General features: G+C 69.7%; 27 protein-coding genes and 1 pseudogene. 17 read left to right on the forward strand and 11 right to left on the reverse strand.

Annotated elements, in window-relative coordinates:
• Positions 1–19: 19 nt before the first annotated feature.
• Together AB0J64_RS31035 and AB0J64_RS31040 are read right to left on the reverse strand one after the other, a co-directional pair.
• Positions 20–2,281, reverse strand: coding sequence for an alpha/beta fold hydrolase (locus tag AB0J64_RS31035; protein WP_364034514.1), 2,262 nt, complete (start codon positions 2,279–2,281; stop codon positions 20–22).
• Positions 2,278–3,243 carry an ATP-binding cassette domain-containing protein gene (locus AB0J64_RS31040; protein WP_364034517.1) on the reverse strand — a complete coding sequence of 322 codons (966 nt, stop codon included), beginning with the start codon at positions 3,241–3,243 and terminating at the stop codon, positions 2,278–2,280. The genes AB0J64_RS31035 and AB0J64_RS31040 overlap by 4 nt, the downstream gene beginning before the upstream one ends.
• Positions 3,244–3,408: 165 nt before the next feature.
• On the opposite strand from AB0J64_RS31040, the gene AB0J64_RS31045 reads away from it, so the two are divergent.
• A complete protein-coding gene (locus AB0J64_RS31045) occupies positions 3,409–4,659 on the forward strand; it encodes a sensor domain-containing protein (protein ID WP_364034733.1) in 1,251 nt (416 codons plus the stop codon).
• Positions 4,644–5,315, forward strand: coding sequence for a response regulator transcription factor (locus AB0J64_RS31050; RefSeq protein ID WP_364034520.1), 672 nt, complete (start codon positions 4,644–4,646; stop codon positions 5,313–5,315). Before AB0J64_RS31045 ends, AB0J64_RS31050 begins: the two co-directional genes overlap by 16 nt.
• Before the next feature lie 48 nt (positions 5,316–5,363).
• Here AB0J64_RS31050 and AB0J64_RS31055 read toward each other — a convergent pair whose 3' ends face one another.
• Entirely contained in the window at positions 5,364–5,873 is a 510-nt protein-coding gene (locus AB0J64_RS31055; protein ID WP_364034523.1) for a class I SAM-dependent methyltransferase, read from the reverse strand.
• Between AB0J64_RS31055 and AB0J64_RS31060 the strand changes: the two are divergent.
• Both AB0J64_RS31060 and AB0J64_RS31065 read left to right on the forward strand, forming a co-directional pair.
• Positions 5,772–5,996, forward strand: a pseudogene (locus AB0J64_RS31060) (MerR family DNA-binding transcriptional regulator); the annotation flags it as partial. The gene AB0J64_RS31055 and the pseudogene AB0J64_RS31060 sit on opposite strands and share 102 nt — an antisense overlap.
• A gap of 3 nt (positions 5,997–5,999) precedes the next feature.
• Positions 6,000–6,284 (forward strand): MerR family DNA-binding protein, encoded by a 285-nt coding sequence (locus tag AB0J64_RS31065; protein ID WP_364034736.1) that lies wholly within the window; start codon positions 6,000–6,002, stop codon positions 6,282–6,284.
• A gap of 35 nt (positions 6,285–6,319) precedes the next feature.
• Here AB0J64_RS31065 and AB0J64_RS31070 read toward each other — a convergent pair whose 3' ends face one another.
• Positions 6,320–7,246, reverse strand: a complete 927-nt coding sequence (locus AB0J64_RS31070; protein WP_364034526.1) for an alpha/beta hydrolase — start codon at positions 7,244–7,246, stop codon at positions 6,320–6,322.
• Positions 7,247–7,398: 152 nt separating this feature from the next.
• On the opposite strand from AB0J64_RS31070, the gene AB0J64_RS31075 reads away from it, so the two are divergent.
• Together AB0J64_RS31075 and AB0J64_RS31080 are read left to right on the forward strand one after the other, a co-directional pair.
• Positions 7,399–8,271, forward strand: coding sequence for a helix-turn-helix transcriptional regulator (locus AB0J64_RS31075; protein ID WP_364034529.1), 873 nt, complete (start codon positions 7,399–7,401; stop codon positions 8,269–8,271).
• Between the two features lie 4 nt (positions 8,272–8,275).
• Entirely contained in the window at positions 8,276–8,911 is a 636-nt protein-coding gene (locus tag AB0J64_RS31080; protein WP_364034532.1) for a hypothetical protein, read from the forward strand.
• Positions 8,912–8,958: 47 nt separating this feature from the next.
• On the opposite strand, the gene AB0J64_RS31085 is transcribed toward AB0J64_RS31080, so the two are convergent.
• From AB0J64_RS31085 to AB0J64_RS31095, 3 genes are all read right to left on the reverse strand, one after another.
• Complete coding sequence (locus AB0J64_RS31085) at positions 8,959–11,349, reverse strand: excinuclease ABC subunit UvrA (protein WP_364034535.1); 2,391 nt, start codon at positions 11,347–11,349, stop codon at positions 8,959–8,961.
• 96 nt (positions 11,350–11,445) lie between these two features.
• The gene (locus tag AB0J64_RS31090) at positions 11,446–11,802 is read right to left on the reverse strand and encodes a VOC family protein (RefSeq protein ID WP_364034538.1); all 357 of its coding nucleotides are present in this window, start codon (positions 11,800–11,802) and stop codon (positions 11,446–11,448) included.
• Positions 11,803–11,997: 195 nt separating this feature from the next.
• Positions 11,998–12,408 (reverse strand): VOC family protein, encoded by a 411-nt coding sequence (locus tag AB0J64_RS31095; RefSeq protein ID WP_364034541.1) that lies wholly within the window; start codon positions 12,406–12,408, stop codon positions 11,998–12,000.
• A gap of 189 nt (positions 12,409–12,597) precedes the next feature.
• On the opposite strand from AB0J64_RS31095, the gene AB0J64_RS31100 reads away from it, so the two are divergent.
• Both AB0J64_RS31100 and AB0J64_RS31105 read left to right on the forward strand, forming a co-directional pair.
• The gene (locus AB0J64_RS31100; RefSeq protein ID WP_364034544.1) at positions 12,598–13,482 is read left to right on the forward strand and encodes a DUF2268 domain-containing putative Zn-dependent protease; all 885 of its coding nucleotides are present in this window, start codon (positions 12,598–12,600) and stop codon (positions 13,480–13,482) included.
• 10 nt (positions 13,483–13,492) lie between these two features.
• Complete coding sequence (locus AB0J64_RS31105; RefSeq protein WP_364034547.1) at positions 13,493–14,251, forward strand: MerR family transcriptional regulator; 759 nt, start codon at positions 13,493–13,495, stop codon at positions 14,249–14,251.
• Positions 14,252–14,369: 118 nt separating this feature from the next.
• On the opposite strand, the gene AB0J64_RS31110 is transcribed toward AB0J64_RS31105, so the two are convergent.
• A complete protein-coding gene (locus AB0J64_RS31110) occupies positions 14,370–15,017 on the reverse strand; it encodes a TetR/AcrR family transcriptional regulator (protein WP_364034550.1) in 648 nt (215 codons plus the stop codon).
• A 114-nt stretch (positions 15,018–15,131) separates the two neighbouring features.
• Between AB0J64_RS31110 and AB0J64_RS31115 the strand changes: the two genes are divergently transcribed.
• The 7 genes from AB0J64_RS31115 to AB0J64_RS31145 all read left to right on the forward strand — a co-directional run bounded on the left by AB0J64_RS31115 (position 15,132) and on the right by AB0J64_RS31145 (position 20,113).
• Positions 15,132–15,314: a hypothetical protein gene (locus tag AB0J64_RS31115; RefSeq protein ID WP_364034552.1), complete on the forward strand. Its 183-nt coding sequence runs from the start codon at positions 15,132–15,134 to the stop codon at positions 15,312–15,314.
• 62 nt (positions 15,315–15,376) lie between these two features.
• Positions 15,377–15,739 carry a VOC family protein gene (locus AB0J64_RS31120; protein ID WP_364034739.1) on the forward strand — a complete coding sequence of 121 codons (363 nt, stop codon included), beginning with the start codon at positions 15,377–15,379 and terminating at the stop codon, positions 15,737–15,739.
• Between the two features lie 286 nt (positions 15,740–16,025).
• Positions 16,026–16,682, forward strand: coding sequence for a CatB-related O-acetyltransferase (locus tag AB0J64_RS31125; protein ID WP_364034555.1), 657 nt, complete (start codon positions 16,026–16,028; stop codon positions 16,680–16,682).
• Between the two features lie 230 nt (positions 16,683–16,912).
• A complete protein-coding gene (locus AB0J64_RS31130) occupies positions 16,913–18,007 on the forward strand; it encodes an FAD-dependent oxidoreductase (RefSeq protein WP_364034558.1) in 1,095 nt (364 codons plus the stop codon).
• An 82-nt stretch (positions 18,008–18,089) separates the two neighbouring features.
• Positions 18,090–18,995 (forward strand): LLM class flavin-dependent oxidoreductase, encoded by a 906-nt coding sequence (locus AB0J64_RS31135; protein WP_364034561.1) that lies wholly within the window; start codon positions 18,090–18,092, stop codon positions 18,993–18,995.
• Positions 18,996–19,128: 133 nt separating this feature from the next.
• Positions 19,129–19,359 carry a DUF6289 family protein gene (locus AB0J64_RS31140; protein WP_364034564.1) on the forward strand — a complete coding sequence of 77 codons (231 nt, stop codon included), beginning with the start codon at positions 19,129–19,131 and terminating at the stop codon, positions 19,357–19,359.
• Positions 19,360–19,534: 175 nt separating this feature from the next.
• Positions 19,535–20,113 (forward strand): TetR/AcrR family transcriptional regulator, encoded by a 579-nt coding sequence (locus AB0J64_RS31145; protein ID WP_364034567.1) that lies wholly within the window; start codon positions 19,535–19,537, stop codon positions 20,111–20,113.
• Here AB0J64_RS31145 and AB0J64_RS31150 read toward each other — a convergent pair.
• Positions 20,110–20,499, reverse strand: coding sequence for a cupin (locus AB0J64_RS31150; RefSeq protein WP_345003092.1), 390 nt, complete (start codon positions 20,497–20,499; stop codon positions 20,110–20,112). The two genes, AB0J64_RS31145 and AB0J64_RS31150, sit on opposite strands and share 4 nt — an antisense overlap.
• Positions 20,500–20,529: 30 nt before the next feature.
• Positions 20,530–22,026, reverse strand: coding sequence for an MFS transporter (locus AB0J64_RS31155; RefSeq protein WP_364034570.1), 1,497 nt, complete (start codon positions 22,024–22,026; stop codon positions 20,530–20,532).
• Between the two features lie 250 nt (positions 22,027–22,276).
• Between AB0J64_RS31155 and AB0J64_RS31160 the strand changes: the two genes are divergently transcribed.
• Together AB0J64_RS31160 and AB0J64_RS31165 are read left to right on the forward strand one after the other, a co-directional pair.
• On the forward strand, positions 22,277–22,537 hold the full coding sequence (locus tag AB0J64_RS31160; protein ID WP_364034573.1) for a hypothetical protein: 261 nt from the start codon (positions 22,277–22,279) through the stop codon (positions 22,535–22,537).
• Between the two features lie 168 nt (positions 22,538–22,705).
• Positions 22,706–23,269, forward strand: a complete 564-nt coding sequence (locus AB0J64_RS31165) for a dihydrofolate reductase family protein (protein WP_364034576.1) — start codon at positions 22,706–22,708, stop codon at positions 23,267–23,269.
• Between the two features lie 427 nt (positions 23,270–23,696).
• Here the strand turns inward: AB0J64_RS31165 and AB0J64_RS31170 are convergent, their stop codons facing one another.
• Positions 23,697–23,855, reverse strand: a complete 159-nt coding sequence (locus AB0J64_RS31170) for a hypothetical protein (RefSeq protein WP_364034579.1) — start codon at positions 23,853–23,855, stop codon at positions 23,697–23,699.
• Positions 23,856–23,937: the final 82 nt, after the last annotated feature.

A 23,937-nucleotide genomic window follows, 5' to 3' on the forward strand; every position in this document is an offset into this window, starting at 1 on the left:
GGGGCCGCGCGGCCGGTGGTCACCCGGTGGCCTGGCAGGTGGTGCCCGGCGGCGGGAGCCTCAGGCTCGTCAGGTAGCGGTTGACGTGGGCAGTGACGCAGCCGCCCTTGCCGTAGATGTAGAGCATGTGGCCGTGCCCCTCGTACCGGACGCTCGACGAGCCCGGCACATGGCGGATGATGTCGGCGACTATGGCGTGGTCCGTCCAGCTCCCGACCCCCAGGAACGGCACCAGCCCACGGGTGGGCAGCGGCGCCGGCGGGTTGGTGACGGGAGCGGGCCAGCCGACGCAGGCCAGCGGCCACCACGCCCGCTGCCCGGCGAAGTTCGGGGACAGCTCTTCCGCCCTCCGCAGCGCCTCGCGGTAGGCGGCGTAGCTCCCGTACCCCATGCCGTCCAGGCAGTGCGTCATGTTCTGCCCGACGAGCGAGGGAACCTTGGGGCTGCCCGAGGCCTGCCTGACGTAGTCGGCGAACCCGGAGGCGTCGCCATCGACGGCCTTCTTGATCGCGTCGGCCAGCTGGACCCAGCGCGGGACGTCAGGTTCCTGGCCGGGCGCGGCGAAACTGGGCGCAGCGGCGACTTTCAGGTCGAACCCGGTGTAAGCGGCTCCGGATGGATCGTTCTTCACCGGCACCGGTGAGCGGTCCGCGGCGGTCACCAGCCTGCGCCACACCTGGCCGGCGTCGCGGCCGTGCAGGGCGCAGGCCGTGGCCGAACGGCACCAGGCGGCGAACCGCTCCATCTGCTGCTCAATCCGCGCATACATGCGGGGCTCGCCGGTGGCGGTCTCCTCGATGTGGCCGATGGTGCCGTCCATGACCATGGCGCGGATGCGGGAGGGGAACAGACGGGCGTAGGCCGCTGCGGGCGCTCCACCGTAGGAGTTGGCGAGGAAGCTCAGCCGCTGCTCGCCCAGGGCGACGCGGACGGCCTCGATGTCCCGGGCGACGGAGGCCGAGTCCATGTGGTCGAAGAACTCCTGGTCAGCGGCGCGGCACCGCTGCGCGTGCGCGCGGTTCGCCCGCCCGAGCGCGGCGTACTCGGCGCGGTTGGCCGGTAGGGTGATCGACGGACCGGTGGCGAGGCACTCGTACGGCAGCACGCCGCCGGGCTTGACGGTGTTGCGCGGGGCGAAGCTGATCACGTCGAAGCGGTCACGCAGCTGGGCGAACCTGCCGTGGAACTGCTTCAGATCGTCGATGCCCGACGCGCCGGGGCCGCCGGGGACAGAGAAGACCGTGCCGATCCGGCGTTCGGTGCCGGAGGCGGGCAGCATCCCGACCGGGATGGTGATCTTCCGTCCTCCCGGCGTCTTCCAGTCGAGGGGCACCTGGACGGAGGTGCACCGCATGTCCCGAGGGGCGTCCTTGTCGTCGCACGGCCGCCAGGTCAGCGAGGACGGGCCGCTGTCCGCCGAGTCGCCGGCGGCGGGCACCGCCACCACGCCCGCCAGGAGCGTCGCGGCGACGCCGACGACCATGACCTTGACCTTGCGTCCCTTCAGTGCGGTGACCGCCGCACCCGCCGTCAGCGCGGCGGCGACGTAGGCAGCGAGCAGCGCGGCCGCCGCCGGTGGCGGCAGCAGGCCGCCGCCCACCCCGGCGATCTGAGCCGGCAGATTCTCGATCATGTACGAGCCGGCCTGCGCCCGCAGCGGCACCGGCAGGGCCCGGGCGACGACCGGGAGCACCAAGAAGATCATGACGAGCGCGACCAGACTCCCGGGAGTGGAGCGGAGCGCCGCGCCCACCCCCAACCCGATCAGCGCCGCAGCCGCCATGGACAGCCCGGCGACCACCACCGAGGCGAACACCCCGGGGTCCGAGAGCGGGGTGCCCAGAGTCTGCCCGTCGAGCAGCAACTGACCGGCACGCTCGCCGAGCACGGCCTCGGCGGCCAGGTGCATGGCGAACGCCAGCAGCTGACCGGCGAGCAAGGCGACGGCGGCCAGACCGGGGATCTTGGCGAACAGGAACAGCTGCCGCCGCGGCACCGCCACCAGGCTCGTGCGGATCATCCCGGTGGAATACTCGGAGGTGATCGTCAGCGCGCCCAGCGTGCCGAACACGAAGTAGGCGACCGGCAGCCCGGTGCCCAGCCCGTTCCCGTTGCTGGTGAAACGGAGCCGCTCCTCCGCCGTCTGATGGTCGAACCCCTGGCCCATCAGGTACGCCACCCCCGCGCAGGCCAGCACGGCGAGCAGGGAGACGGCCAGCAGGTAGGCGTTCGAACGCAGCGAGCGGAGCTTGTGCCACTCGGAGGCGACAGCGTCCATCATCGGGCCACCTCCGCGGTGGCCGGGCGGGTGCCGTACTCGACGCTGTCCGCGGTGAGCTCCATGAACGCCTCCTCCAGTGAGGCGCTGCGCGGCGTCAGCTCCCGTAGCGCGATTCCGGCCCGCAGCGCCAGGTCGCCGATCCCGGCGGCGTCCATGCCCCGCACGGACAGGCCCTCCTCGGGTCTGTCGGGCGCGGGCCTGTCGGGCGTCGTCGGGTCCGCGTGTTCGGCCGTCACGGTCGCGCCGTGCTCGCGCAGGATCTCTACCAGCCGCTCGGGACGCGTCGCGCGCACCAGCACGTCACGCTGGAAGCGGGCGGCGAGCGCGTCCGTGGTCGTGTCGGAGATCAGCCGGCCGCGTCCGATGACGACGACGTGGTCGGCGGTGAGCGCCAGCTCGTTCATCAGATGGCTGGACAGCAGGACGGTGCGGTCCTCGGCCGCGAGCGAGCGCAGCAGGTCGCGGATCCAGCGGATGCCCTCCGGGTCCAGCCCGTTCAGCGGCTCGTCGAACATCAGCACCGCCGGGTCGCCGAGCAGCGCTGCCGCGATGCCCAGCCGCTGCTTCATGCCGAGGGAGAATCCGCCGATCCGCCGGTTCGCGACCTCTTCCAGGCCGACCTGGTCGAGGACCGCGGCCACCCGCCGAGGGCCGATGCCGTTGCTCCGTGCCAGGCAGCCGAGATGGGCCTGGGCCGTGCGGCCGCCGTGCACCGCCCCGGCATCGAGCAGCGCCCCCATCGTGTGCATGGGCCGGCGCAGCGACGCGTAGGGGCGCCCGTCCACCAGCGCCGCGCCCGCGGCGGGGATCTCCAGCCCGAGTACCGCCCGCATGGTCGTGGACTTGCCGGCGCCGTTCGGGCCCAGGAATCCAGTCACCAGGCCCGGTTTCACGGTGAAAGTCAGGTCGTCCACGGCGAGTGTGCGGCCGTACCGCATGGTCAGTCCCCTCACTTCGATCACGTCTCACCCTCATTCGCTTGTCTGGTCGAGCCTGGCCAGCCTCGCGGTCCGCAGCCTCGGCCTCCATGGGTGCGGCACCACCGGCCGGGTGGGAAATTGCCACTCCCGGGGGTAGGGCCGGCCCCACCGCCTTTCTCCTCACCGGCAGGGCAGACTGCATCTGTGATGGGGATACGACCCGCGACCGGCGGGCCGACGCGGAAGGCGGTGACCGGTCTGGCGGCGTACGCACTGAACGGGGTGACCGGCCTGGCGCTGAACGCGGTCACCGGTCTGGCGGCGCTGGTGCTGCTCGTTCTGGTGCTGGCGAGCGTTGCCCTGGTGCCGGTGACCGGTCTCGGGCTCGCACCGCTCGCCCGCGTGCTCGTCCTCGTCCGCCGCCTGGCCGGATTCCAGCGCCGGTGGGCGGGCCAGGTGCTCGGCCTGGACAGCGCCATGGACAGCGCCATGGCCGGCGACCCCGGCTGCTCGCGCGAGACCGGCAGGAGGCGGCGGGCCGGTCTGGCGTCGGCGCTGCGCAACCCCGGCACGTTGCGCGAGCTGGCCTGGCTGGCCCTGCACGGCGTCACGGGCCCCGCCCCCGTGGTGGCGGTGTGGGCGATGCTGTCCGCCCTGAACTACGTCTGGTTCCGGCTGCGTCCGATGGAGACGAGCAGGCTGAACACCTTCGCCCTCAGCTTGTCCATCGTGGCCATCGCGGTGGTCGTTCTCATCGCCATCCCCCTGCTCCGTAGCGGCCAGGCACGGCTGACGCGACGGCTGCTGGACGCCGGCCCCGCACCGGATGCGCGGATTCGGGAGCTGACCGCGTCCCGGGCCGCGGTGGTCGACGCGCGCGCGGCCGAGTTACGCCGTATCGAACGCGACCTGCACGACGGCGCGCAGGCCAAGCTGATCGCCATCCGCCTGCACCTGGGGCTGGCCCGCGGCTCCCGCGACCCCGACGAGATGGTGCGAATGATCGACGAGGCGAGGGAAGTCGCCGGTCAGGCTCTGACGGACCTGCGCGACCTTGTGCGCGGCATTCATCCCCCGGTGCTGACCGACCGGGGCCTGGACGGCGCCATCGAGGCGTCCGCGCTGCTCTGCCCGATGCCGGTCGATCTCGACCTCCACCTGCCCGGCCGCCCGCAGCCGCCTGTGGAGTCCGCCGTGTACTTCGCCGCAGCCGAGGCACTGGCCAACGTGGCCAAGCACAGCGGCGCCTCCCGTGCATGGGTGCGGCTGCGGCACACCGCCGGCGTGCTGCGTCTGACCGTGGGCGACGACGGTCACGGTACGGTACGCCGCGACGGGGGCACCGGCGTGCGCGGCATCGAGGACCGCCTGTCCGCGTTCGACGGCTCGCTCACCATCAGCAGCCCTCCGGGCGGCCCGACCGAACTGACCATGGAGGTTCCGTGCGCGTTGTCATAGCCGAAGATCTGGCACTCCTGCGGGACGGGCTCGTCCGCCTGCTGACAGCGAACGGTTTCACCGTGGTGGAGGCGGTGGACAACGGCCCCATGCTGCTGGCGGCGCTGGTCCGGCACCGCCCGGACGTGTCCGTGATCGACGTACGGCTGCCGCCCGGCTTCACCGACGAGGGGCTGCGCGCCGCGCTGGAGGCGCGCGCCCAGGTTCCGGGGCTGCCCGTGCTGATCCTGTCGCAGTACGTGGAGCAGCTGTACGCGAGGGAACTGCTGTCCGACCGCTCCGGCGGGGTGGGTTACCTGCTGAAGGACCGGGTGGGCGACGTCGACCGCTTCGTCGACGCGGTACGCCAGGTCGCCGAGGGCGGGACGGCGATGGACCCGGAGGTGGTCTCCCAGCTGCTCACCCGCCACGGCAGGGACGAGCCGCTGGCCGCGCTGACGCCCCGGGAGCGGGAGGTGCTGACGCTCATGGCGGAGGGGATGTCCAACCTGGCCATCGCCGCCCGCTTCCAGGTCACCGACAAGGCAGTCGGCAAGCACACGAACAACATCTTCGCCAAGCTCGGCCTCCCTCCGTCGGACGATCACAACCGGCGCGTCATGGCGGTCCTGACCTATCTCCAGGCCACGCCCGTACCCCCAAGATCACCGATGTAGGGCGCCTGGCCCGCAACGCCGCCGATCTGAGCCTCGCCCTCGCCCTCTTCATGACGGCATGCCGGTCGGATTGGCGGCAAGCACGCAGGCGACGGGCGGGTCGAGTTCGAGGGTCTCGACCCGGAGATGGGCGAAGCCGGCCTGGCTGAGCATGTCCTGGAGCTCTTGGGCGGCTCGCGCCGTGGTGTCCCGGGTGGCGCCGGGGCAGCGGGGCTGGCTGACGAGCGCGATGCGTCCTGCGGGGCGGAGCAGGCGGCGCAGCTCGCGAAGCCGCTCCACCGGATCGGGCCAGAACCCCACGGAGTTGACGGCGAGAATGGCATCGAGCGGATCGCCGAAGCTCGGCAACTGCTCGACGGAGGCGTGCGTGAGGTGCACGCGGTGGGCGCGGACGGCGGCGGCGTTGCGGCGGGTGGCCCGCCGGACCATGGCCTGCGAGTGGTCGATGCCGAAGACGTGGCCGCGGGTGGCGCGACCGGCGAACTCGGCGATGGCCACGCCGGGGCCGAAGCCGATCTCGAGCACCCGGTCGGTGGGCTGCACGTCCAGCAACGACACCGCCCAGATGTTGCGGGTGTCGCCACTTCCGCTCTGCGCTACTGGGAGGAGCTCGGCCTGCTCCCGGCGCCGGCTCGGGTCTCAGGCCAACGGCGTTATCCGCCATCGGCGGTCGAGCTGGTCGGTGTGGTGTTGTTGCTGCGAGATGTCGGTTTCACGTTGCGCGAGGTCAAAGCGTTCATCACGTCTCGTTCGCCGGCCGGCGACGGCTGGCGGGAGCTGTACCAGCGCAAGCTCACCGAGTTGGATCAACGGATTGCCCGGGCTCAGGTGGCACGCACCGCCATCGCCCATGGTCTGGCCTGCCCGCACGAGGACATCTTCGAGTGCTCCAACTTCGCCGGCGGGGTCGCGGCGTTCCTGGCGGGATGTTCCCTCGAAGAGGCTCACGAAATGGCTCATTCGCACTGACCTTGCCGCCTGGACAGCCGCCGCATGAGAACCTTCTAGGCTGCCCTGCTCAGGTTCTCGCCGAAGAAGCCGGCGATCCTTTCGACGGCGAGATCCACGTACTGCTTCTTGTCATAGAGGTCGACGTGGCTGGCGCCGTCGATCCAGTGGAGCTCCTTGGGGCCGGTGGCGCGCTGGAAGGCTTCGATGCTCATCCAGGACGTGACGGCGCGGGTGCCGACGATCATGAGCAGCGGCCGGCGCCCGATCAGCGGGATCGGTGCGAAGGCGTCGAAGGACGCCATCTTGTCGAGGCTGTTCCAGGTAAGGAAGCCCGCCGAGCGGGGGTGCCGGCCACGTTCGGTGCGGTAGTACTCGAAGCCTTCGGCACCGTGCTCTCCACCGAGCGCATAGGCCTGCTCGACGGTGTCGGGGAAGAGGGTCAGCACCGGCGGCTCCTCGCCCCGGGCCTCAACGGTGCGGGCGTGGGCCGCGGTGTCCAGCATGCCAAGGAACACGGCCGGGTCCTGGGCGCCGTCGGCCCCCAGGCGGAACTGGCGGGCGACGTCGACGGCGCTGACGGTGGCGACGGCCTTGACGCGGCGGTCGCCCGCGGTGGCCGAGAGCGCGTAGCCGCCGGAGGCGCAGATGCCGAGCACGCCGATGCGGTCCGGATCGACCTCGCCCCGGCTGGTCAGGAAGGAGACGGCGGCCTTGAGGTCCTCGACGCGCTGCGCGGGGTCCTCCAGGCCGCGAGGTTCGCCGCCGCTCTCCCCCTGATAGGCCGCATCGTAGGCGAGCGCGACGAATCCCCTTTCGGCCAGCTGACCGGTGTACAGGCCGGCGGCCTGCTCCTTCACACCGGTGCCGGGGTGTCCGACGACGATCGCCGGACGCGGCCCCTTGCCCGGCGCGTCGGGAAGGTGGAGGTGGCCGGCGAGTGGGATGCCGGCGCTGTGGAAGGTGATGTCGATCTTCGCCATGGGATGCTCCGTCCAGTGGTCAGCTTGCCCGGCGCGGTGCCGGGCACGTGTCCACAGTCGTCGCAACCGTGGGCAGGCAGAAGCGGCGAGTTCTTGCCTGGGAAAAGACCTGCCCCCTCACCCTCATCACTCCAGGTCCGACAATGGACGACATGACCACCACATCCGGCCCCGGCGAACTGGGCGCCTTCCTCAAGGCCCGCCGGGCGCAACTGGCCCCGCAGGACCTCGGCCTGTCTGAGCAGGACTCGAGGCGCAAGGTCGCGGGGCTCCGCCGTGAGGAGGTCGCCCAGCTCGCCGCGATCAGCGTCGACTACTACACGCGGCTGGAGCAGGGCCGTGTCCGAGCGTCCGCATCGGTGCTGGCCACGCTGGCCCGCGCACTGCGCCTCGACGACGACCAGCAGCGGTACCTGTACCAACTGGCCGGCAAGACCGATGCCCGGCCGCGCAGGCGCCGGCCCACGCAGCGCGTGCGCCCTGCCATGCGGCGCCTGCTCAACCAGCTCACCGCAACCCCTGCCATCGTTCTGGGCAAACGGCTGGACATCCTGGAGTGGAACGACGGCGCCGCCGCCTTGTACACCGACTTCTCGCAGCTCCCCGCGGACCGGCACAACTACCTGCATCTGCTGTTCACCGAGCCGATCATCCGGGACCTGCACCTTGAGTGGGAGCACGACGCCCGCGACGCCGTCGCCGCCCTGCGCATGGAGTCCGCGGCCAATCCCGGCGACCCCGAGCTCGCCCGGCTCGTCGGTGAGCTGTCCGTGCGGGACGCCGACTTCCGTACCTGGTGGGCGGAGCATCGCGTCAACAACGCCGCCTACGGCACCAAGCGCTACCGGCATCGGCTGGTCGGCGATCTCACCCTCGACTGCGACACGTGGAGCAGCCCCGACGGCTCGGGACAGCGCCTCATGGTCCTCACCGCCGAGCCTGGTTCGCCGTCGGACGACGCGCTGCGCATCCTCACCTCGTGGGCGCCCGGCCAAACCACAAATACTGATCTTGAGAGGCGATAGCGCGATGGAATCCGGCTACGTCCTTGCCGGCTATCTGGTCGCCACACGCGCTGATCGACAGGACTGGCAGGACGTGAGCCTTCCTGGTGCTGATCTGGTGTCGCTGAGTGACTGCGTGGTGGATCTGGTGCCAGTAGATCCCGGTGGCTGGGATCACTGGTTCGCCGGCCCTCAGGAGGCTGAGGTCGCGCGCGACAGGGCGGACAAGCCGGGCTTGCACGTGCTCGGGGTCGGATTCGCCACTGCCGACGTTCCCGGGCTGCTGGCCGATATCGCCGATGGCGGCTGGGACATATCAGCCGGGACCCTCCCCGAACGGCTGGCCCGGCACGAGAGGTTTCCCTGCCCCAGTAAACAGCGGTTGGGGTTCGAACTGGTCGGTTTCGACAGCGGGCGCTGGCACACCTGGACCTGCCTGGGAGGCCTCGTCGCCGATGTCCACGGGGCCACCGGCGTCCAGCCGGGACGCTGGGGGCTGATCCAGGACGAGCAGGACGCGCGGCGGGCCGCTCAGTGGCTCACCGACTCAGGTCTCGGCGACCCCAAGGTGTTCCTCTGGGCGGCCGCACTGCTCACGGACGTCACAGGAGCGACCCCCCAGACCGAGGAGTTGTGTACGGTCGTTCCACCGGCCGGCTGACCGGCCGATGCCGGCATGTGATGCCGGTACTCGTCGTGATGCCGAGGTCAGGCGCCGACGTAGGCCGCGAGGTGCTCGCCGGTGAGGGTCGAGCGGGCGGCGACGAGGTCGGCGGGTGTGCCCTCGAAGACGATCCGGCCGCCGTCGTGACCGGCGCCGGGGCCGAGGTCGATGATCCAGTCGGCGTGCGCCATGACCGCCTGGTGGTGCTCGATGACGATGACCGACTTGCCGGCGTCAACCAGCCCGTCGAGCAGGCCGAGCAGCTGCTCGACGTCGGCGAGGTGGAGGCCGGTGGTCGGCTCGTCGAGGACGTAGACGCCGCCCTTGTCGGCCATGTGGGTGGCCAGCTTGAGCCGCTGCCGCTCGCCACCGGACAGCGTGGTGAGCGGCTGACCCAGGCTGAGGTAGCCGAGCCCGACGTCGGCGAGCCGGCCGAGGATGGCGTGCGCGGCCGGCGTACGCGCCTCGCCTGTGCCGAAGAACTCCTCGGCCTCGGTCACCGACATCGCGAGCACCTCGCTGATGTCACGGCCGCCGAAGTGGTACTCCAGCACCGATGCCTGGAACCGCTTTCCGTCGCACTCCTCGCAGGTGGTGGCGACGCCGGCCATCATCGCCAGGTCGGTGTAGATGACCCCGGCGCCGTTGCAGTTGGGGCAGGCGCCCTCGGAGTTGGCACTGAACAGCGCCGGCTTCACGCCGTTGGCCTTCGCGAACGCCTTGCGGATCGGCTCGAGCAGTCCGGTGTACGTCGCCGGGTTGCTCCGTCGCGAGCCCTTGATCGCGCCCTGGTCGACCGAGACGACATCCGCGCCGGCGGGGAGCGACCCGTGCAGGAGCGAGCTCTTGCCGGAGCCGGCGACGCCGGTGACGACGACCAGCACCCCGAGCGGGATGTCGACGTCGACGTTCTGCAGGTTGTTGGTGCCGGCGCCGCGGATCTCCAGCATGCCGGTGGGCTTCCGCACCGTTTCCTTCAGAGCTGCCCGGTCGTCGAAATGGCGGCCGGTGATGGTGCCGCTGCCCCGCAGCCCCTCGACGGTGCCCTCGAAGCAGACGGTGCCGCCCGCCGTACCGGCGCCGGGGCCGAGGTCGACGACGTGGTCGGCGATCGCGATCGTCTCCGGTTTGTGCTCCACGACGAGCACCGTGTTGCCCTTGTCCCGCAGCCGCAGCAGCAGGTCGTTCATCCGCTGGATGTCATGGGGGTGCAGGCCGATGGTGGGCTCGTCGAAGACGTACGTGGTGTCGGTGAGCGAGGAGCCGAGGTGGCGGATCATCTTGACGCGCTGCGCCTCACCGCCCGACAGCGTGCCCGCCGGCCGCTCGAGTGACAGGTAGCCCAGCCCGATCTCCACGAACGAGTCGAGGGAGTGCAGCAGCTTGGCCAGCAACGGCGCCACGGACGGCTCGTCGAGGCCGCGGACCCACTCGGCAAGGTCGCTGATCTGCATGGCGCAGGCGTCGGCGATGCTGATGCCCTTGATCTTCGAGGAGCGGGCCCCTTCGCTGAGCCGGGTGCCGTCGCACTCGGGACAGGTGGTGAACGTGACCGCCCGGTCCACGAATGCCCTGATGTGCGGCTGCATCGCCTCCCGGTCCTTCGAGAGGAACGACTTCTGGATCTTGGGGATCAGACCCTCGTAGGTGAGGTTGACGCCGTCGACCTTGACCTTGGTCGGCTCCTTGTAGAGGAAGTCCTGGAGCTCCTTCTTGGTGTACTCGCGGATCGGCTTGTTCGGGTCGACGAAGCCCGACTCGGCGTAGACCCGCACCGTCCAGAAGCTGTCGGACTTCCAGCCGGGGATGGTGAACGCTCCCTCGGAGAGCGACTTGGAGTCGTCATAGAGCTGGGTGAGGTCGAGATCGGAGATCGTGCCGCGGCCTTCGCAGCGCGTACACATGCCGCCGATGCGGGTGAAAGTCGCTCTCTCGGCCTTGCGCGCGCCGCGTTCGACCGTGATCGCGCCGCTCGCCCGTACCGTGGGGACGTTGAAGGAGAAAGCCTGGGGCGAGCCGATGTGCGGCTGCCCGAGGCGGCTGAACAGGATGCGCAGCATCGCGTTGGCGTCGGTGGCGGTGCCGACCGTGGAGCGGGGGTCGGCGCCCATCCGCTGCTGGTCGACGATGATCGCCGTCGTCAGCCCTTCGAGTACGTCGACCTCGGGCCGCGCCAGCGTCGGCATGAAGCCCTGCACGAAGGTGCTGTAGGTCTCGTTGATCAGCCGCTGCGACTCCGCGGCGATCGTGTCGAACACCAGCGAGCTCTTGCCGGAGCCGGAGACACCGGTGAACACCGTCAGGCGGCGCTTCGGGATCTCGATGCTGACGTCCTTGAGGTTGTTCTCGCGCGCGCCGTGCACGCGGATCAGATCGTGGCTGTCGGCAACGTGCGCCGCAGGCGGATCCGTGTCCGTCCTCGTGGCCGTGCTCATCGTGTCTCCATCTGTACGTGAGGCCGCCTTCGCGGTCCCCATCGGCGTCGGTGGCTAGATTTAACCAGTTGCGAGCAACTTGTCCCGTTTTCGCTCTTATCGGTCCTGGAGCAGCCCGAGAACGTTGCCATCGGGGTCGAGGACGGTGGCCACCAGGCGGCCGCCACCGACGTCGCGCACGGGCTCCTTCACGGTGGCCCCCGCGGCGGTCACCTCGGCCAGTTTCGCCTCGATGTCCGGCACGTGCCAGTAGGCCACGGGCGAGGTCATGCCCTGCTGCCCACCGCCCGGCACCAGCCCGATGTGCTGGCCCTCGACCTCGAAGCCGACGTAGTAGGGCTCGTCGGCCTGAGGCTCCACGCCGAGCAGGGCGGCGTACACCGCCTTGGCCTTCGCCACGTCGGAGACGGGGTGCAGCACGGTCTTGATTCCCTGGGTGGAAGAGCCGGTCATGGTCGCTCCTGAAGTCCTGAATCTGGTGAGGATCGGCCGGGCTTGAAGACGAACGGGAAGTCCAGGAACCGATCGCCTCGGATGGTTGTTCGTCTTGACCCGGCCCAGCTCACGCTAGCCGCGGCTCGGGTGACGGCGCTTCTCGATTCCTGATCGGTCTTGTCGCCGGCTCCTGCGCCGGGCCGGCCGGACGGCTCAGGACAGCTCGTTGATGCGGATCATGTTGCCCGCCGGATCGCGGAAGGCGCAGTCGCGAATGCCCCACGGCTGCTCTGTCGGATCCTGGACGACCTCGGCGCCGCCGGCCTTCAGCCGCGCGAAGACGTCGTCGAGCTCGGAGGTGGCCAGCACGATGCCGGCGTAGGTGCCCTTGGCCATCATCTCGGCGATGGTGCGGCGCTCGTCCTCGGTGATGCCCGGTTCGACGCCAGGCGGATGCAGGACGATGGACGTGCCGGGCTGGCCGGTGGGGCCGACCGTGATCCAGCGCATCGCGCCGTTCCCGACGTCCTTGCGCACCTCGAAGCCGAGGGCGTCGCGATAGAAGGCCAGGGAGGCGTCCGGGCCATCGTGCGGGAGGAAGGTCCAGTGGATGGTGATGTCCATGGCGATCACGCTAGGCGCGGCTCGAGGGCCGGCGCTTCTCGATTCCTGACCGTTCTTCACGTGCGCTGGACCTGTGGGGTCGTGGTCTCAGCGGGGTTCGTCATGGCGGGACTGGTGACGGCATGCCGGCCGTGCCTCGACGAAGGCTGGTTTGACGTTGACGCTGCGTCAACTTCTAGCATCGAGGCCATGTCGATCACTGTTCTTGACACCTACTCCGCCATGCGGCGGATCCTGCTGGCCCCGGTCGCGGAGCGCGCTGAGCTGCTGCGTTCGATGCTGGAGCCCAACAGCGGCATGTACCGCTACTACCCCGGCGAGATCGACCTGGTGGCCATGCACCTCCAAGCGTCCGGGTTCCCCATCGACCGCGACGAGGAGCGTTGCCTCGACGCGCTCGAAACCCTGGCGGCGGCCGGAGCCTGGGAGCGGATGCAACGTGCGCTCGACGACGCTCTCGCCGTACTGCTGGAGGCGACGCCGGGGCTGGAGGCCCCGGACATCACCGTGCTGTTCGTCCTCGGCGATCCGGCTGACAAGCACTTCATGGGTCCCTGCCTAGGATTGACCGGGTTCGGCGGCATCTCGGGCAACATCGCCATCACGTTCTGGCCCTTCCCCGAGAACGTGGAGCGGCTGGAGGCCACCGCCGTGCACGAACTCCACCACAACCTGCGGTGGAGCCCGGGCGGGGTGGTGTGGGACCCGATGACCGTCACGGTCGGCGAGCACGTCGTCGGCGAGGGCCTGGCCGACGCCTTCGCCCGCCAGCTCTACGGCGACGAGCTCGGCCACGCCCGCATCGGCGTGCCGCACCTGCACGACGACGAAATCTTCGACAAGGTGCTCACCGGGCTCGACGTGACAGGCATGCAGAACTTCACCGCCTGGGTGCACGGCGACCCCGGCGCCGAGCACCTCGGTGTCACCCCGGTGGGGCTGCCGATGGGCGCCGGGTACGCCGCGGGCAACCGGCTGGTCGACACCTACCTGGCGGCGACCGGGCAGACGGCGGCGCAGGCCCTGCACGCCGACAGCGCGGAGATCATCGCAACCACGCTCCGCCGCGGGTGACACTGGAACGATGGAGTGGACGATCCAGGAGCTCGCGGCGAGGGCCGGCGTCACCAGCCGCACCCTGCGGCACTACGACCGCGTCGGGCTCCTGGCCCCGTCCCGGGTGGGCGCGAACGGGTACCGCTACTACGACTCCACCGCGGTCCTCAGGCTGCAGCGGATCCTGCACCTGCGCCGGCTCGGCATGGGCCTGCCGGCCATCGCCGAGGTCCTGGCCGAGGAGGTGGACACGTGTGACGGGCTGCGCGCCCACATCGCCGCGCTGGAGGAGGAACGGGACCGCATCGACCGGCAGATCCGGTCCGTGCGTCACACGCTCGACGCCCTGCTGGCGGGGGCGGAACCGCGGATGGACGTCATGCTGGCGGGGTTCAACGACCACTACAAGGACGACGTGATCTCACGCTGGGGCGAGCGCGCGTTCCAGGAGAGCAACGACTGGTGGCACGGCAAGACGCTCGACCAGCAGCGGGCCTGGAAGCAGGCCGCCGAGGACCTGGTCGCAGCGTGGGTCGCCGCGGCGAAGGCCGGGGTCTCTCCGACCTCGGAACACGCTCAGGCACTGGCCGCCCGGCACGTCCGGTGGCTGAGCCTGATCCCGGGCACGCCCACGGCCGAGGGCGACCGGGAGCGCTCGATCGAGATGGTGAGCTGCCTCGGGGACATGTACGTCGACGACCCCCGATTCGCCGCCATGTACGACGACACCGCCGGGGCGAGGTTCGTCCGCGACGCGCTCCAGGCGTACGCGCGGACCCGGATGTAGCTCGTGTGGTTCGCAGATATGACCAGTTCTGCGAGGCGATGCGGCAGCGACTCGATCGGATACCCCTCGCCGGGGCGCGGCGCCGGGCCTGCCCGGACAGCAGGCCCGATGACTCACATCAGGCGGAGGCGTAGTCGGCCAGGGCGGGCTCCAGCAGGTCGAAGGCTTGGGTGGCTTCGGTGGCGATGGTGCTCGCGATCTGGTCGTTGGGGTGTCCGGCGAGCGTGAGGGTCTGGATACGCTGAAACAGCACGCGATGGACGGTGCCCAGCAGGGCGGCGGCGGTCTGCACGGTGATGTCGTCGGGCTGGGCGGCAGTGACGTCGGCGAGCACCTGGGCGAGGTGGTGTTCCCGCTGGTCGTGCAGGCCGCGCAGGCAGGCGGTCAGGGTGGGGCTGTCGGCGATCATGCGGGCGAACTCCTGGCCGGAGAATCCGGCGACCGGGTCCTGGGCGGCCACGGCGCCGGTGAACGCGCGGCGCAGCGCGGCCAGCGCTGATTCCCCCGGGCGTCGTGCGGTGACGGCACGGGCAAGGGAGGCGGCGAACTCCTCCTGATGGTCCAGGGCCAGGTCTTCCTTACGCGGGAAGTAGTTGGTGACGGTCTTCTTGGCGACGCGGGCGGCGGCGGCGATCTCGGCGATGGTCGTCTGCTCGAAGCCCTCGGCGATGAACAGCCGGGTCGCGTGGTCGGAGATGAGCTGCCTGGTCTCGTGCTTCTTGGTCTCGCGCAGCCCGGCGGCCGGGGCGGGAGTCTGGGTAGCCATGACGCAATCTTACCCTCATAGCATTTTTATGTTGACACTCTCGGGCGCTCTGGGCTAATTTTACCTCCGTCGTAAGTTTATGACGATGGAACGCCGAGTCCAAAGGAGACGCCCATGGGCAAGTACACCCACGACGCCGCCGCGCCCGTGATCGAGTTTCGTGTGCCCGGGTCGCAGCAGCCCGAGCGGGCGCCGCTGCACGGTGCCGAACTGCGTCGTCCGCCGGCCGACCACCGCATCCGTGCGTCGCAGCAAGTCCGGGGCATGCGCATCGTCCCCCGGCGCCGCAGCTACTGACCCCACCCCACCCCGCCGCACCAGAGGAGAATCCCCTGCAGTTCATCGCTTCCACCGTCTCGCTGACCGTCGACGACGTCGCCGCCTCCCAGGCGTTCTTCACCACCTACCTGGGCTACACCGTCCAGCACGCCGCCGCCGGCTTCGCCTCCCTGTCGCGCGACGACGCGGTCGACATCGTCCTGCTCGCCCGCGGCATCGAGGTGCTGCCGCCCGAGCAGCGCGACCAGCGTGCCGGCGGTCTGATCCTCGCCTTCACCCTCGACGGCGGCCTGGCCGAGCAGGAAAAGCGGCTGCGCGACGCCGGGGCGCAGATCACCATGCCACTGCGCCAGGAGCCCTGGGGCGAAGCCTTGTTCCAGGTCACCGACCCCAACGGCGTGATCGTCCAATTCGTCGAATGGGCCGCCCCCGAACACCGCTGACCTGCCCCCACGGCAAAGGTCCCAAAGGCGTGTCGCCCGATCCGGCCACGGGCGACACGCCGCTGCCCGCACTCGCCACGTCGCTTCTCCCTTGCACCTGGGGGCCGTTCGCCAACGTCCTGCTGGATGAGGGAGTGCTGCTCCAGTTCGCACCGGGCACGCCATCGAAATGATCATCAGGCCTTATCTCTGACTCCGGCCCGGCTGCGGCACCGGTCACCTCCTCCCTCCACCACGACCGGCCCGCCCACCTCGTCGCCCGGCTTCCCCCAGGAAGGAACTCCTCTTGACGCCAGACCCGATGACCCTGCACCCACTGCCCGCCCACGAGCGAGTGGTCTTCCTCAAACCGCTGGTCAGCTCGCCAACGATCACGGTGGGCGAGTACACCTACTACGACGATCCCGACGGCGCGACCGGCTTCGAGCAGCGCAACGTGCTGTACGCCTACGGGCCGGAGCAACTGATCATCGGCAAATACTGCGCGATCGCCTCCGGCACCCGCTTCCTGATGGCCGGCGCCGACCACCCGACGATGGGTGTGTCCACCTTCCCGTTCGCCATGTTCGGCGGCGAGTGGGCCGAACGCACCCTCGACATCGTCACCGGCATGCCCAGCCGGGGCGACACCGTAGTCGGCAATGACGTGTGGTTCGGCTATCAAGCCACCGTCATGCCCGGGGTGACCATCGGCGACGGCGCCGTCATCGCGGCCGGCGCCGTGGTCACCGCCGACGTCGCGCCGTACACGATCGTCGGCGGGAACCCGGCCAGGACCATCCGCCGCCGCTTCGCCGACGTCGACGTCGAACGACTGCTGCGGGCCGCCTGGTGGGACTGGCCCGCCGACCTGGTGACCGAGCACGCCCGCACCATCATGGCCGGCACCCCGTCCGACATCGCCCGCATCGCCGCCGAACACGGAGTGGAGAAGAGCCTCTGACCCACGTGACCCTCGAGGAGGGCATTGCGGCGATCACTAGGCAGAGGCAGAGCTCATCGTCCACCTTCGCGAAGAACTCCTCCAGTTCGGCCGTGAGCTGGTGAGCCGGATTGGCCTGATCGAACGCACCGCGCGATCGCCGACCCCTCGAGGAGGAGTTGCGGTTCGGGCTACGAACTAATATGGTTCGGGATACGAACTCAACCCTTTCTCGCGTTGGAGTGTGAATCATGAGTCGTACGGTCGTGGTCGTCGGCGGAGGTTACGGTGGGTCAGCGGTCGCCAAGGCGCTGGACCCCGAGGTTGACGTCGTTCTCATCGACCCCCGTGACGCGTTCGTCAACTCGGCCGGCTCGCTGCGGGCGCTTACCCAGCCCGACTGGGCGCACAACATGTTCTTCCCCTATGACCAGTGGCTCAGGCGCGGCACGGTGGTGCGCGAGCGCGCGGCCTCGGTGGATCCCGGCGGTGTCACCCTGGCCTCAGGCCGGCGGATCGAGGCCGACTACCTGGTCCTGGCCACCGGCTCCAGCTATGCCTACCCGGCCAAGCCCGCCTCCGACTCCACGGACGAGGTCCTGGACGACCTGCTCCGGACCCACAAGGAACTGGCGGGATCCGAGCGGGTGCTGATCCTCGGCGCCGGACCGGTCGGTCTGGAGCTGGCCGGCGAGATCAAGGAGGTCTGGCCGCACAAGCACGTGACCATCGTCGACCCGGCCGAGCAGCTGCTGACCGCCTTCCCCGCGGAGATGCGCGAGGAGCTGCGCCGCCAGCTCGACGAGCTGGATGTCCACCTGCGGCTGGGCACCGGCCTGACCGCGCCTCCGGCGACCGAGCCCGGCCAGGCGGCGACGTTCACCGTCACCACGACCGGCGGGGAGAAGATCACCGCCGACATCTGGTTCCGCGCGCACGGCGTACGTGTCAACAGCGACTACCTCGCCGACGGCCGGTTGACGACCCGTACGCCGCAGGGACAGGTGCCCGTCACGGACGCCCTCAACGTCCGTGGATACGACCACGTCTATGCCATCGGCGACATCACCGACGTCGCCGAGACCAAGATGGCCGGGTACGCGATGCAGCACGCCGAGGTGGTGGCCCAGAACATCATCGCCCAGTTGCGCGGCGAGCAGCCGACGGCCACCTACCAGCCGCTCCCCCATCCCATGATCCTGCTCCCGCTCGGCCCGCGCGGCGGTGTCGGCCAGTTGCCCACCCCCGACGGCCCGGCCGTCGTCCCGGCCGAGACCGTCTCGGCGTACAAGGGGGCCGACCTGTTCACCGGGCGCTTCACCGAGGAGTACGGCGCCGCCGCCTGAGGTGCTCCCCGTGACCCGGCGCCACGGACCGGGCAGGCGTACGAGAAGATTTGCAGGAAAAGTTATATGGAAAGGCAGAGCATTGTCCGCACATAATGTCGTCTTCGGTTTTGGCGCTCATTCTGACATTGACGACATACCCGAGTTGTTGCGCATGGCCCAGCAGGCCGACCGGGACGGGCTTGACATCTTCACCTTGTCGGACCATCCCTACATCGGCGGGCGCGTGGACGCCTATGCCGCGCTCGGCTTCATCCTCGGGCGTACCCAGCACATTGCCGGCTTCGCCAACGTCACCAACCTGCCGACCCGGCCCGCCCCGATGCTGGCCCGGACGGTGACGTCACTGTCGGCGCTGTCGGGTGGCCGGATCGTGCTCGGCATGGGCGCGGGCGGATTGTGGGATCGCATTGCCGACATGGGAGTGCCGCGGCTGACGGCCGGCGACGCCGTGGACGCCTTCGAGGAGGCGATCGTCCTGGTCAAGAAGCTGTCGGGCGGCGGCCCTCCGGTCACCTACCAGGGCAACCACTACCAGGTGAACCGGATCGAGCCCGCTCCCGTCGCCGCGCCTCCCGTGTGGACCGGATCGGTCGGCCCGAAATCCCTGGCCGCCACCGGCCGCGTGGCCGACGGCTGGATCCCCGGCCACGCCGCCGACTGGCTCAGCGAACGCTATCGGGCCTCCCGGCCGATCATCGACGAGGCGGCGGCGTCCGTCGGTCGCGACCCGAGCGAGATCCGCACGGTCTTCAACTTCCCAGGACGCATCACCGACCGGCCGCTGCCCGCCACCCGCGACCGAGACGGCCGCTGGCTCGGCGGCTCCGTCGGCCAGTGGGTCGAGGAGCTGACCGGAGCCGTGCTGGAGCACGGCGCGTCGGGCTTCACGCTCTTCTCCGCCGACCACGGCGCTCCCGACCTCACCGTCCTGGCCCGCTGGGCCCAGGAGATCGTCCCGTCCGTACGCGAGGCGATCGCGAAGTAGTGCCGCTCCCCCGGACCGCACTCTGACAGTGGCTATGACCCTTTGAGTACCGGTATTGACCTTATTGATCTGTTCGCTTCGGGGAACGATCATCGAGGGCAGCAGAGCTTCTCAACCCCCCGGGAGGATCTTCATGATTCGCCGCGCATCGCTGGCCGTCCTGCTCGCCCTCGGCACCCTCACCGTCATCGGCTCACCCGCGCACGCCCGCGCCTGCAGGATCGACTTCCACTGCGAGACGTACTACTACAGCGACTCCGACCACACCACGCTGGTGGGGATCAAGTACGAGAACTGCGTCGGCGATGAGTCGTGGGTGGGCAGGCGCGGGTCGTACGCGGAGTTCTTCGAAACCCCCTGCTGACCCCGGACGGCTCGCCCAGGAAGGCGATGTGACCGGCGCGTCGGACCGTCCGCAGCCGATGCGCCACCATCACCATCGTCCGGCCCGCCACCAGGCGCGACGGACCGCTCCCCTCGCCCATGGGGCTCCTCAAGGTATCGATACCAGTGGTAGCGCAATCGGTTATCGTGTGGGCATGACCCGAGCGACCACCTCCGCCAGACCACCCGGTCGCCCGCGTACCGGCGTCAACGCCGTGGTCTTCGCCGCGACGCTGAGCACGGTCCACGAGCTCGGCTACGCGCGTGCCACCGTCGACCGCATCGCCGCCGCGGCCGGCATCGCCAAGACGACGATCTACCGCCGCTGGCCGACGAAGGGCGCGCTGATCGTGGACTGCCTCCTTGACGCGTTCGGCCCGGTGCCGCTGGAGGGCGCCGGTCGAGCGGAGCTCATGTCCTCGGCCATCCGCTGGATCGCGGCGAAGATCGGCGAGCCGGGGGTGGGCGACGCGTTCGCCGGCGTGTTCAGTGACGCCGTCAGCGATCCGGCCCTGCGCGAGGTCCTGTCCGCGCGGTTGCAGGACCCGTACCGGCTCGCGCTCCAGGACGCGCTCGGCGAGCCGGAGGACCGGGTCCTGTTCTTCATCGACGTCGTCGTCGGAACCCTGCTCCACCGGATGGGCATGACCGGCGAGCCGATGTCCGACGCCGACGTCACCGCGCTGGTCGAGATGGTTCTGCTGTACTTCCCTGACGACGCCGGTCCGGCCTAGGCTTCGGTCCGCTTCTCCAGCCGGCTGCCGCGCGGCAGGGTGACGGCCATGATGTTGCTGGGGATGTCCAGTTCGATGCGGTGCCATCGCCCGCGCGGGACGACGGCGGCGGTTCCGGCCGTCAGCCTGATCTCTTCCTCCTCCTGTCCCGGCCGCTCCGGGCGGAGGTAGAGACGTATCTTCCCGATGATGCAGGACACGACCTCCTCGGCCTCGGGGTGGACTTCCCAGTGGTCGGCGTGGACGTCGGCGTCGGTCTTCGCATGGAAGGCCCTCACCTGCCAGCCGTCCTGGTCGGAGCCCGTTGGTCTCTTTCCGGCGTGGATCTCGCCGCCTTGGTGAAGCCGGAACGAGGATGCGAACAGATCGATCGGGGTGACAGTCATGCCGGAACGACCTTCCTGAGGGGTGATCTTTCAACTGGCGTGGAGCGGATCGCGGTCATCGGTCTGCGCAGCCTCCTCAGCCTGCTCAACCTGCTCGGCTGGTGACGGCGGGCTGGTCCGGCGCAGAACGGTCAGGGCGATGAGGACGGCGGCGGCCAGGAGCGCGGCGCCGAGGGTCATGCCGAGCGCGTATCCGTCGTTGAGGGTCTCGGGCGTGGCGATCTGGCCGGTGCGGTGGTGGGCCGCGGTGCCGAGCACGGCGAGTCCGAGCGAGGCGCCGATCTGGCGTGAGCTGTTGAGCAGGCCCGAAGCGGTGCCGGTCTCATGGGGTGCGACACCTGCGGTGGCGGTGGAGACCACCGGTCCGAGACAGAGCCCGAAGCCGACGCCGACGACGATCGACGGTCCCAGGACGTCGGCAACGAAGGAGCCGTCCGAACTGATCAGACCGAACCAGGCGAAGCCGGTCGCGGTCAGCAGTCCGCCGATGACCAGCAGGGTCCGAGGCGCAAGGCGGTAGCCGAGTTTGACGGCGAGCACGGAGCCGGCGATCACACCGAGGGCGAACGGCAGGAACTCGATCCCGGCCAGGGCCGGCCCGGTTCCGAGTACGCGTTGCAGGTAGAGGGAGACGAAGTAGAAGGAGGCGGCCATGGCCGCTCCGACCAGGAGGTTGTAGGCGTTCGCGCCGGCGACTGAGCGGTTGGCGAACAGGCCGAGCCGGATCAGCGGTTCGCGGGCGGTGGTCCGTTCGAGGTGGACGAACGCGGCCAGCAGCGCGGCGGCGATTGCCAGGGTCGTCAGGGTGATCGGCGAGGTCCACGCATACTGGTCGGTGCGTACGATGCCGAACACCAGCAAGGTCATGCCCGCCGTGGCCAGGACGGCGCCGAGGATGTCCGGACGGCCGCCGCGAACCGGGGTCGGGGCGACGGCGACACCCCGCCAGACCATGGCCAGCGCGCAAGCGACCATCGGCACGTTCACGAACATCACCCAGCGCCAGCCGGCGTACTCGGTGAGCAGGCCGCCGACCAGGACGCCGAGGGCGCCTCCGGCGGCGTTCATCGCGCTCCAGATCCCGAAGGCCCGGACGCGGGCCCTGCCCGTGGGGAACGTCGTGGTCAGCAGCGCCAGCGCGGCCGGAGCCAGCGCGGCGGCCCCGATGCCCTGTACGGCTCGGGCGGCGACCAGGTGACCGGGCTCCTGGGCGAAGCCGCCGACGAGTGAGGCCAGGCCGAACAGGCCGAGTCCGAGCAGCAGGATCCGCTTGCGGCCGTACCGGTCGGCGGCCTTGCCGCCAAGCAGCAGCAGTCCGCCGAAGGTGAGCGCGTAGGCGTGGATCACCCAGGTCAGGCCCACTGCGCTGAAGCCGAGGCCCGCGGCGATCTGCGGCAGTCCGACGTTCACGACCGACAGGTCCAGCGAGACCATGAACTGCACGACGGCCACCGCGGCGAGGGTGAGCCCCGGCCGCGCACCCGACTCGATGGCTGCGCTTCCGGGTGTACCGACTGGGGTTCTCATGACCGCAATCGTCGTCCAGCAACTGCTCAGAGGCGTCGTACAAGCGGAGTGATCTGCCACTACCACATCGGGACCCACCGCCGCCCGGACTACGACGCCGGGAGTACTCCCCCAGGACGAGGCGGCGTCACGACTCCAGGCCGGCCAGGTCGAGGCGGGCCGGCCGTTCGGCCGGGGGCGGAGAGGATGTCGATCTCGGCGATCCTGCCGTCGGTGCCGCCCTCGACCCGCGGATCAGGCACCGGTCGCCATGGCCGAGATCCGCATGGCCGCCTCGCGGGCGCTGTCGCTGCTGCACAAGCAGCAGATCCGATTCACCGCCGATCGCGCCCAGCCATCGCCGATCTCGGCGACGGCGCCGAAGCGGCCGCTTGATCTCAGCTCCGACGACGCCATCACGTCGAAGGCCACGATGGAGTTCCTGGAGCCGGTGATCGCCCTCCTGCAGGACCTCCCCGAGCCAACCAGCGAGACTGGCGACATCGCCGCGAGTAGACGCCCCCGTACCTGACCGCAATCGATCAATTGACCGGGCACCGATGACTTCCGGGCGGCATTGGCGTCTGAACACTGGCAACAGGCCACAGACACCGCGGCCACGCGAGCGCTACGGCCCGGAACACGCACGTCCCCTGGCAAGCACAGGCCCCAGACAACCCGAGACCACGGAGCTACGATCATGCGGAAGCTGATAGCGACAGTGTTCAACTACTCCCTCGACGGCATTCTCGCCGACGATGGCACCGAGTTCTGGAAGTTCTGCTTCAGCCTGCCCGAAAATCGTCAGCCCGACGACCAGGCACACCTCGACTTTCTCCAGAGCGCCTACGCGCACATCATGGGCCGCACCGCCTACGAGGGCATCGCCGAGGCCATGACAACCTCCACCGACCACCCGTTCGCCGACATCCTGAACGCCGCACGCAAGGTCGTCTTCTCCCGGACCCTGAAGACGGCCGACTGGGCCAACACCACCATCGCCGCTGGTGACACGGCAGAAGAGATCGACAAGCTCAGGCTGGGCGGCGACGGCCACATCGTGGTCTGGGGCGGCGTCAGGCTCTGGCGGTCGCTCATGCGGCTCGACCTGATCGACGAGCTCCACCTGAGCATGTTCCCCTACGTCGCGGGCGAGGGCACCCGGCTGTTCGACGGCGTCCCCAAGTCCTACCAGCTCGACCTTGTCTCCAGCACCGCCTCCAGCAACGGGATCGTCTATCTGCAGTACCGGCGACACCGCTGACCCAGCGGCCGACATGCACCGCACACCACGACCCCGTCCGGCACGTCCGGCGGGGTCTTTTCACGCGGCTCATAGACCTCTCGACCATCCATCTGCGCGCCGAACGCGAGCAACCTACTTGCCTTACGTGCATGAACGCCCCTCAAGCGGCGGACCAGCCAGTTCGCTTGGCTACCCTCAGATAACGATGGAGGCGCGGACGGGACGGCAGTTGTCTTGACCGCACTGACCTTGCGACGCGTCATCGCTCTGACCCGCGGCTCACAAAGCAGGTCCGGACGCGTTGCCTGCGGCCGTCCGGGCTAACCCTGCATTTTCCGCGACCGGCAACGTGCACACGAAGGCCGCGGTAGTGCCTGAGGGACGTGCTGGTCGCTTCATGACGCTACGCTGCAGCGCCGCCGCGTGCCTCGGTGTTCGCGGCCATTTAGTCCTGCACGTCGAGTGTTTCAGCGGCGACAGCGAGAGCTGCGTACGCCTGGACCAGAGCCAGGAGCTCCATCATCACGGCACCGGAGCGGGCGTTAGCGACCTTGAGCGTCTCTTCCGCCCTGCGGAAGTAGTCCTGAGCTTTCGTGTTAGCCATGTCGTTTCCTCTCGCGCCTGGTCACAGGTAGGTCTCTCCGTCGCAGGGTCAGTGCGGACGTATTCAGCTTGAGCTGTCGGAT

Origin of the sequence: Nonomuraea sp. NPDC049695 (genome assembly GCF_040674955.1) — a bacterium.
Classification (GTDB): domain Bacteria; phylum Actinomycetota; class Actinomycetes; order Streptosporangiales; family Streptosporangiaceae; genus Nonomuraea; species Nonomuraea helvata.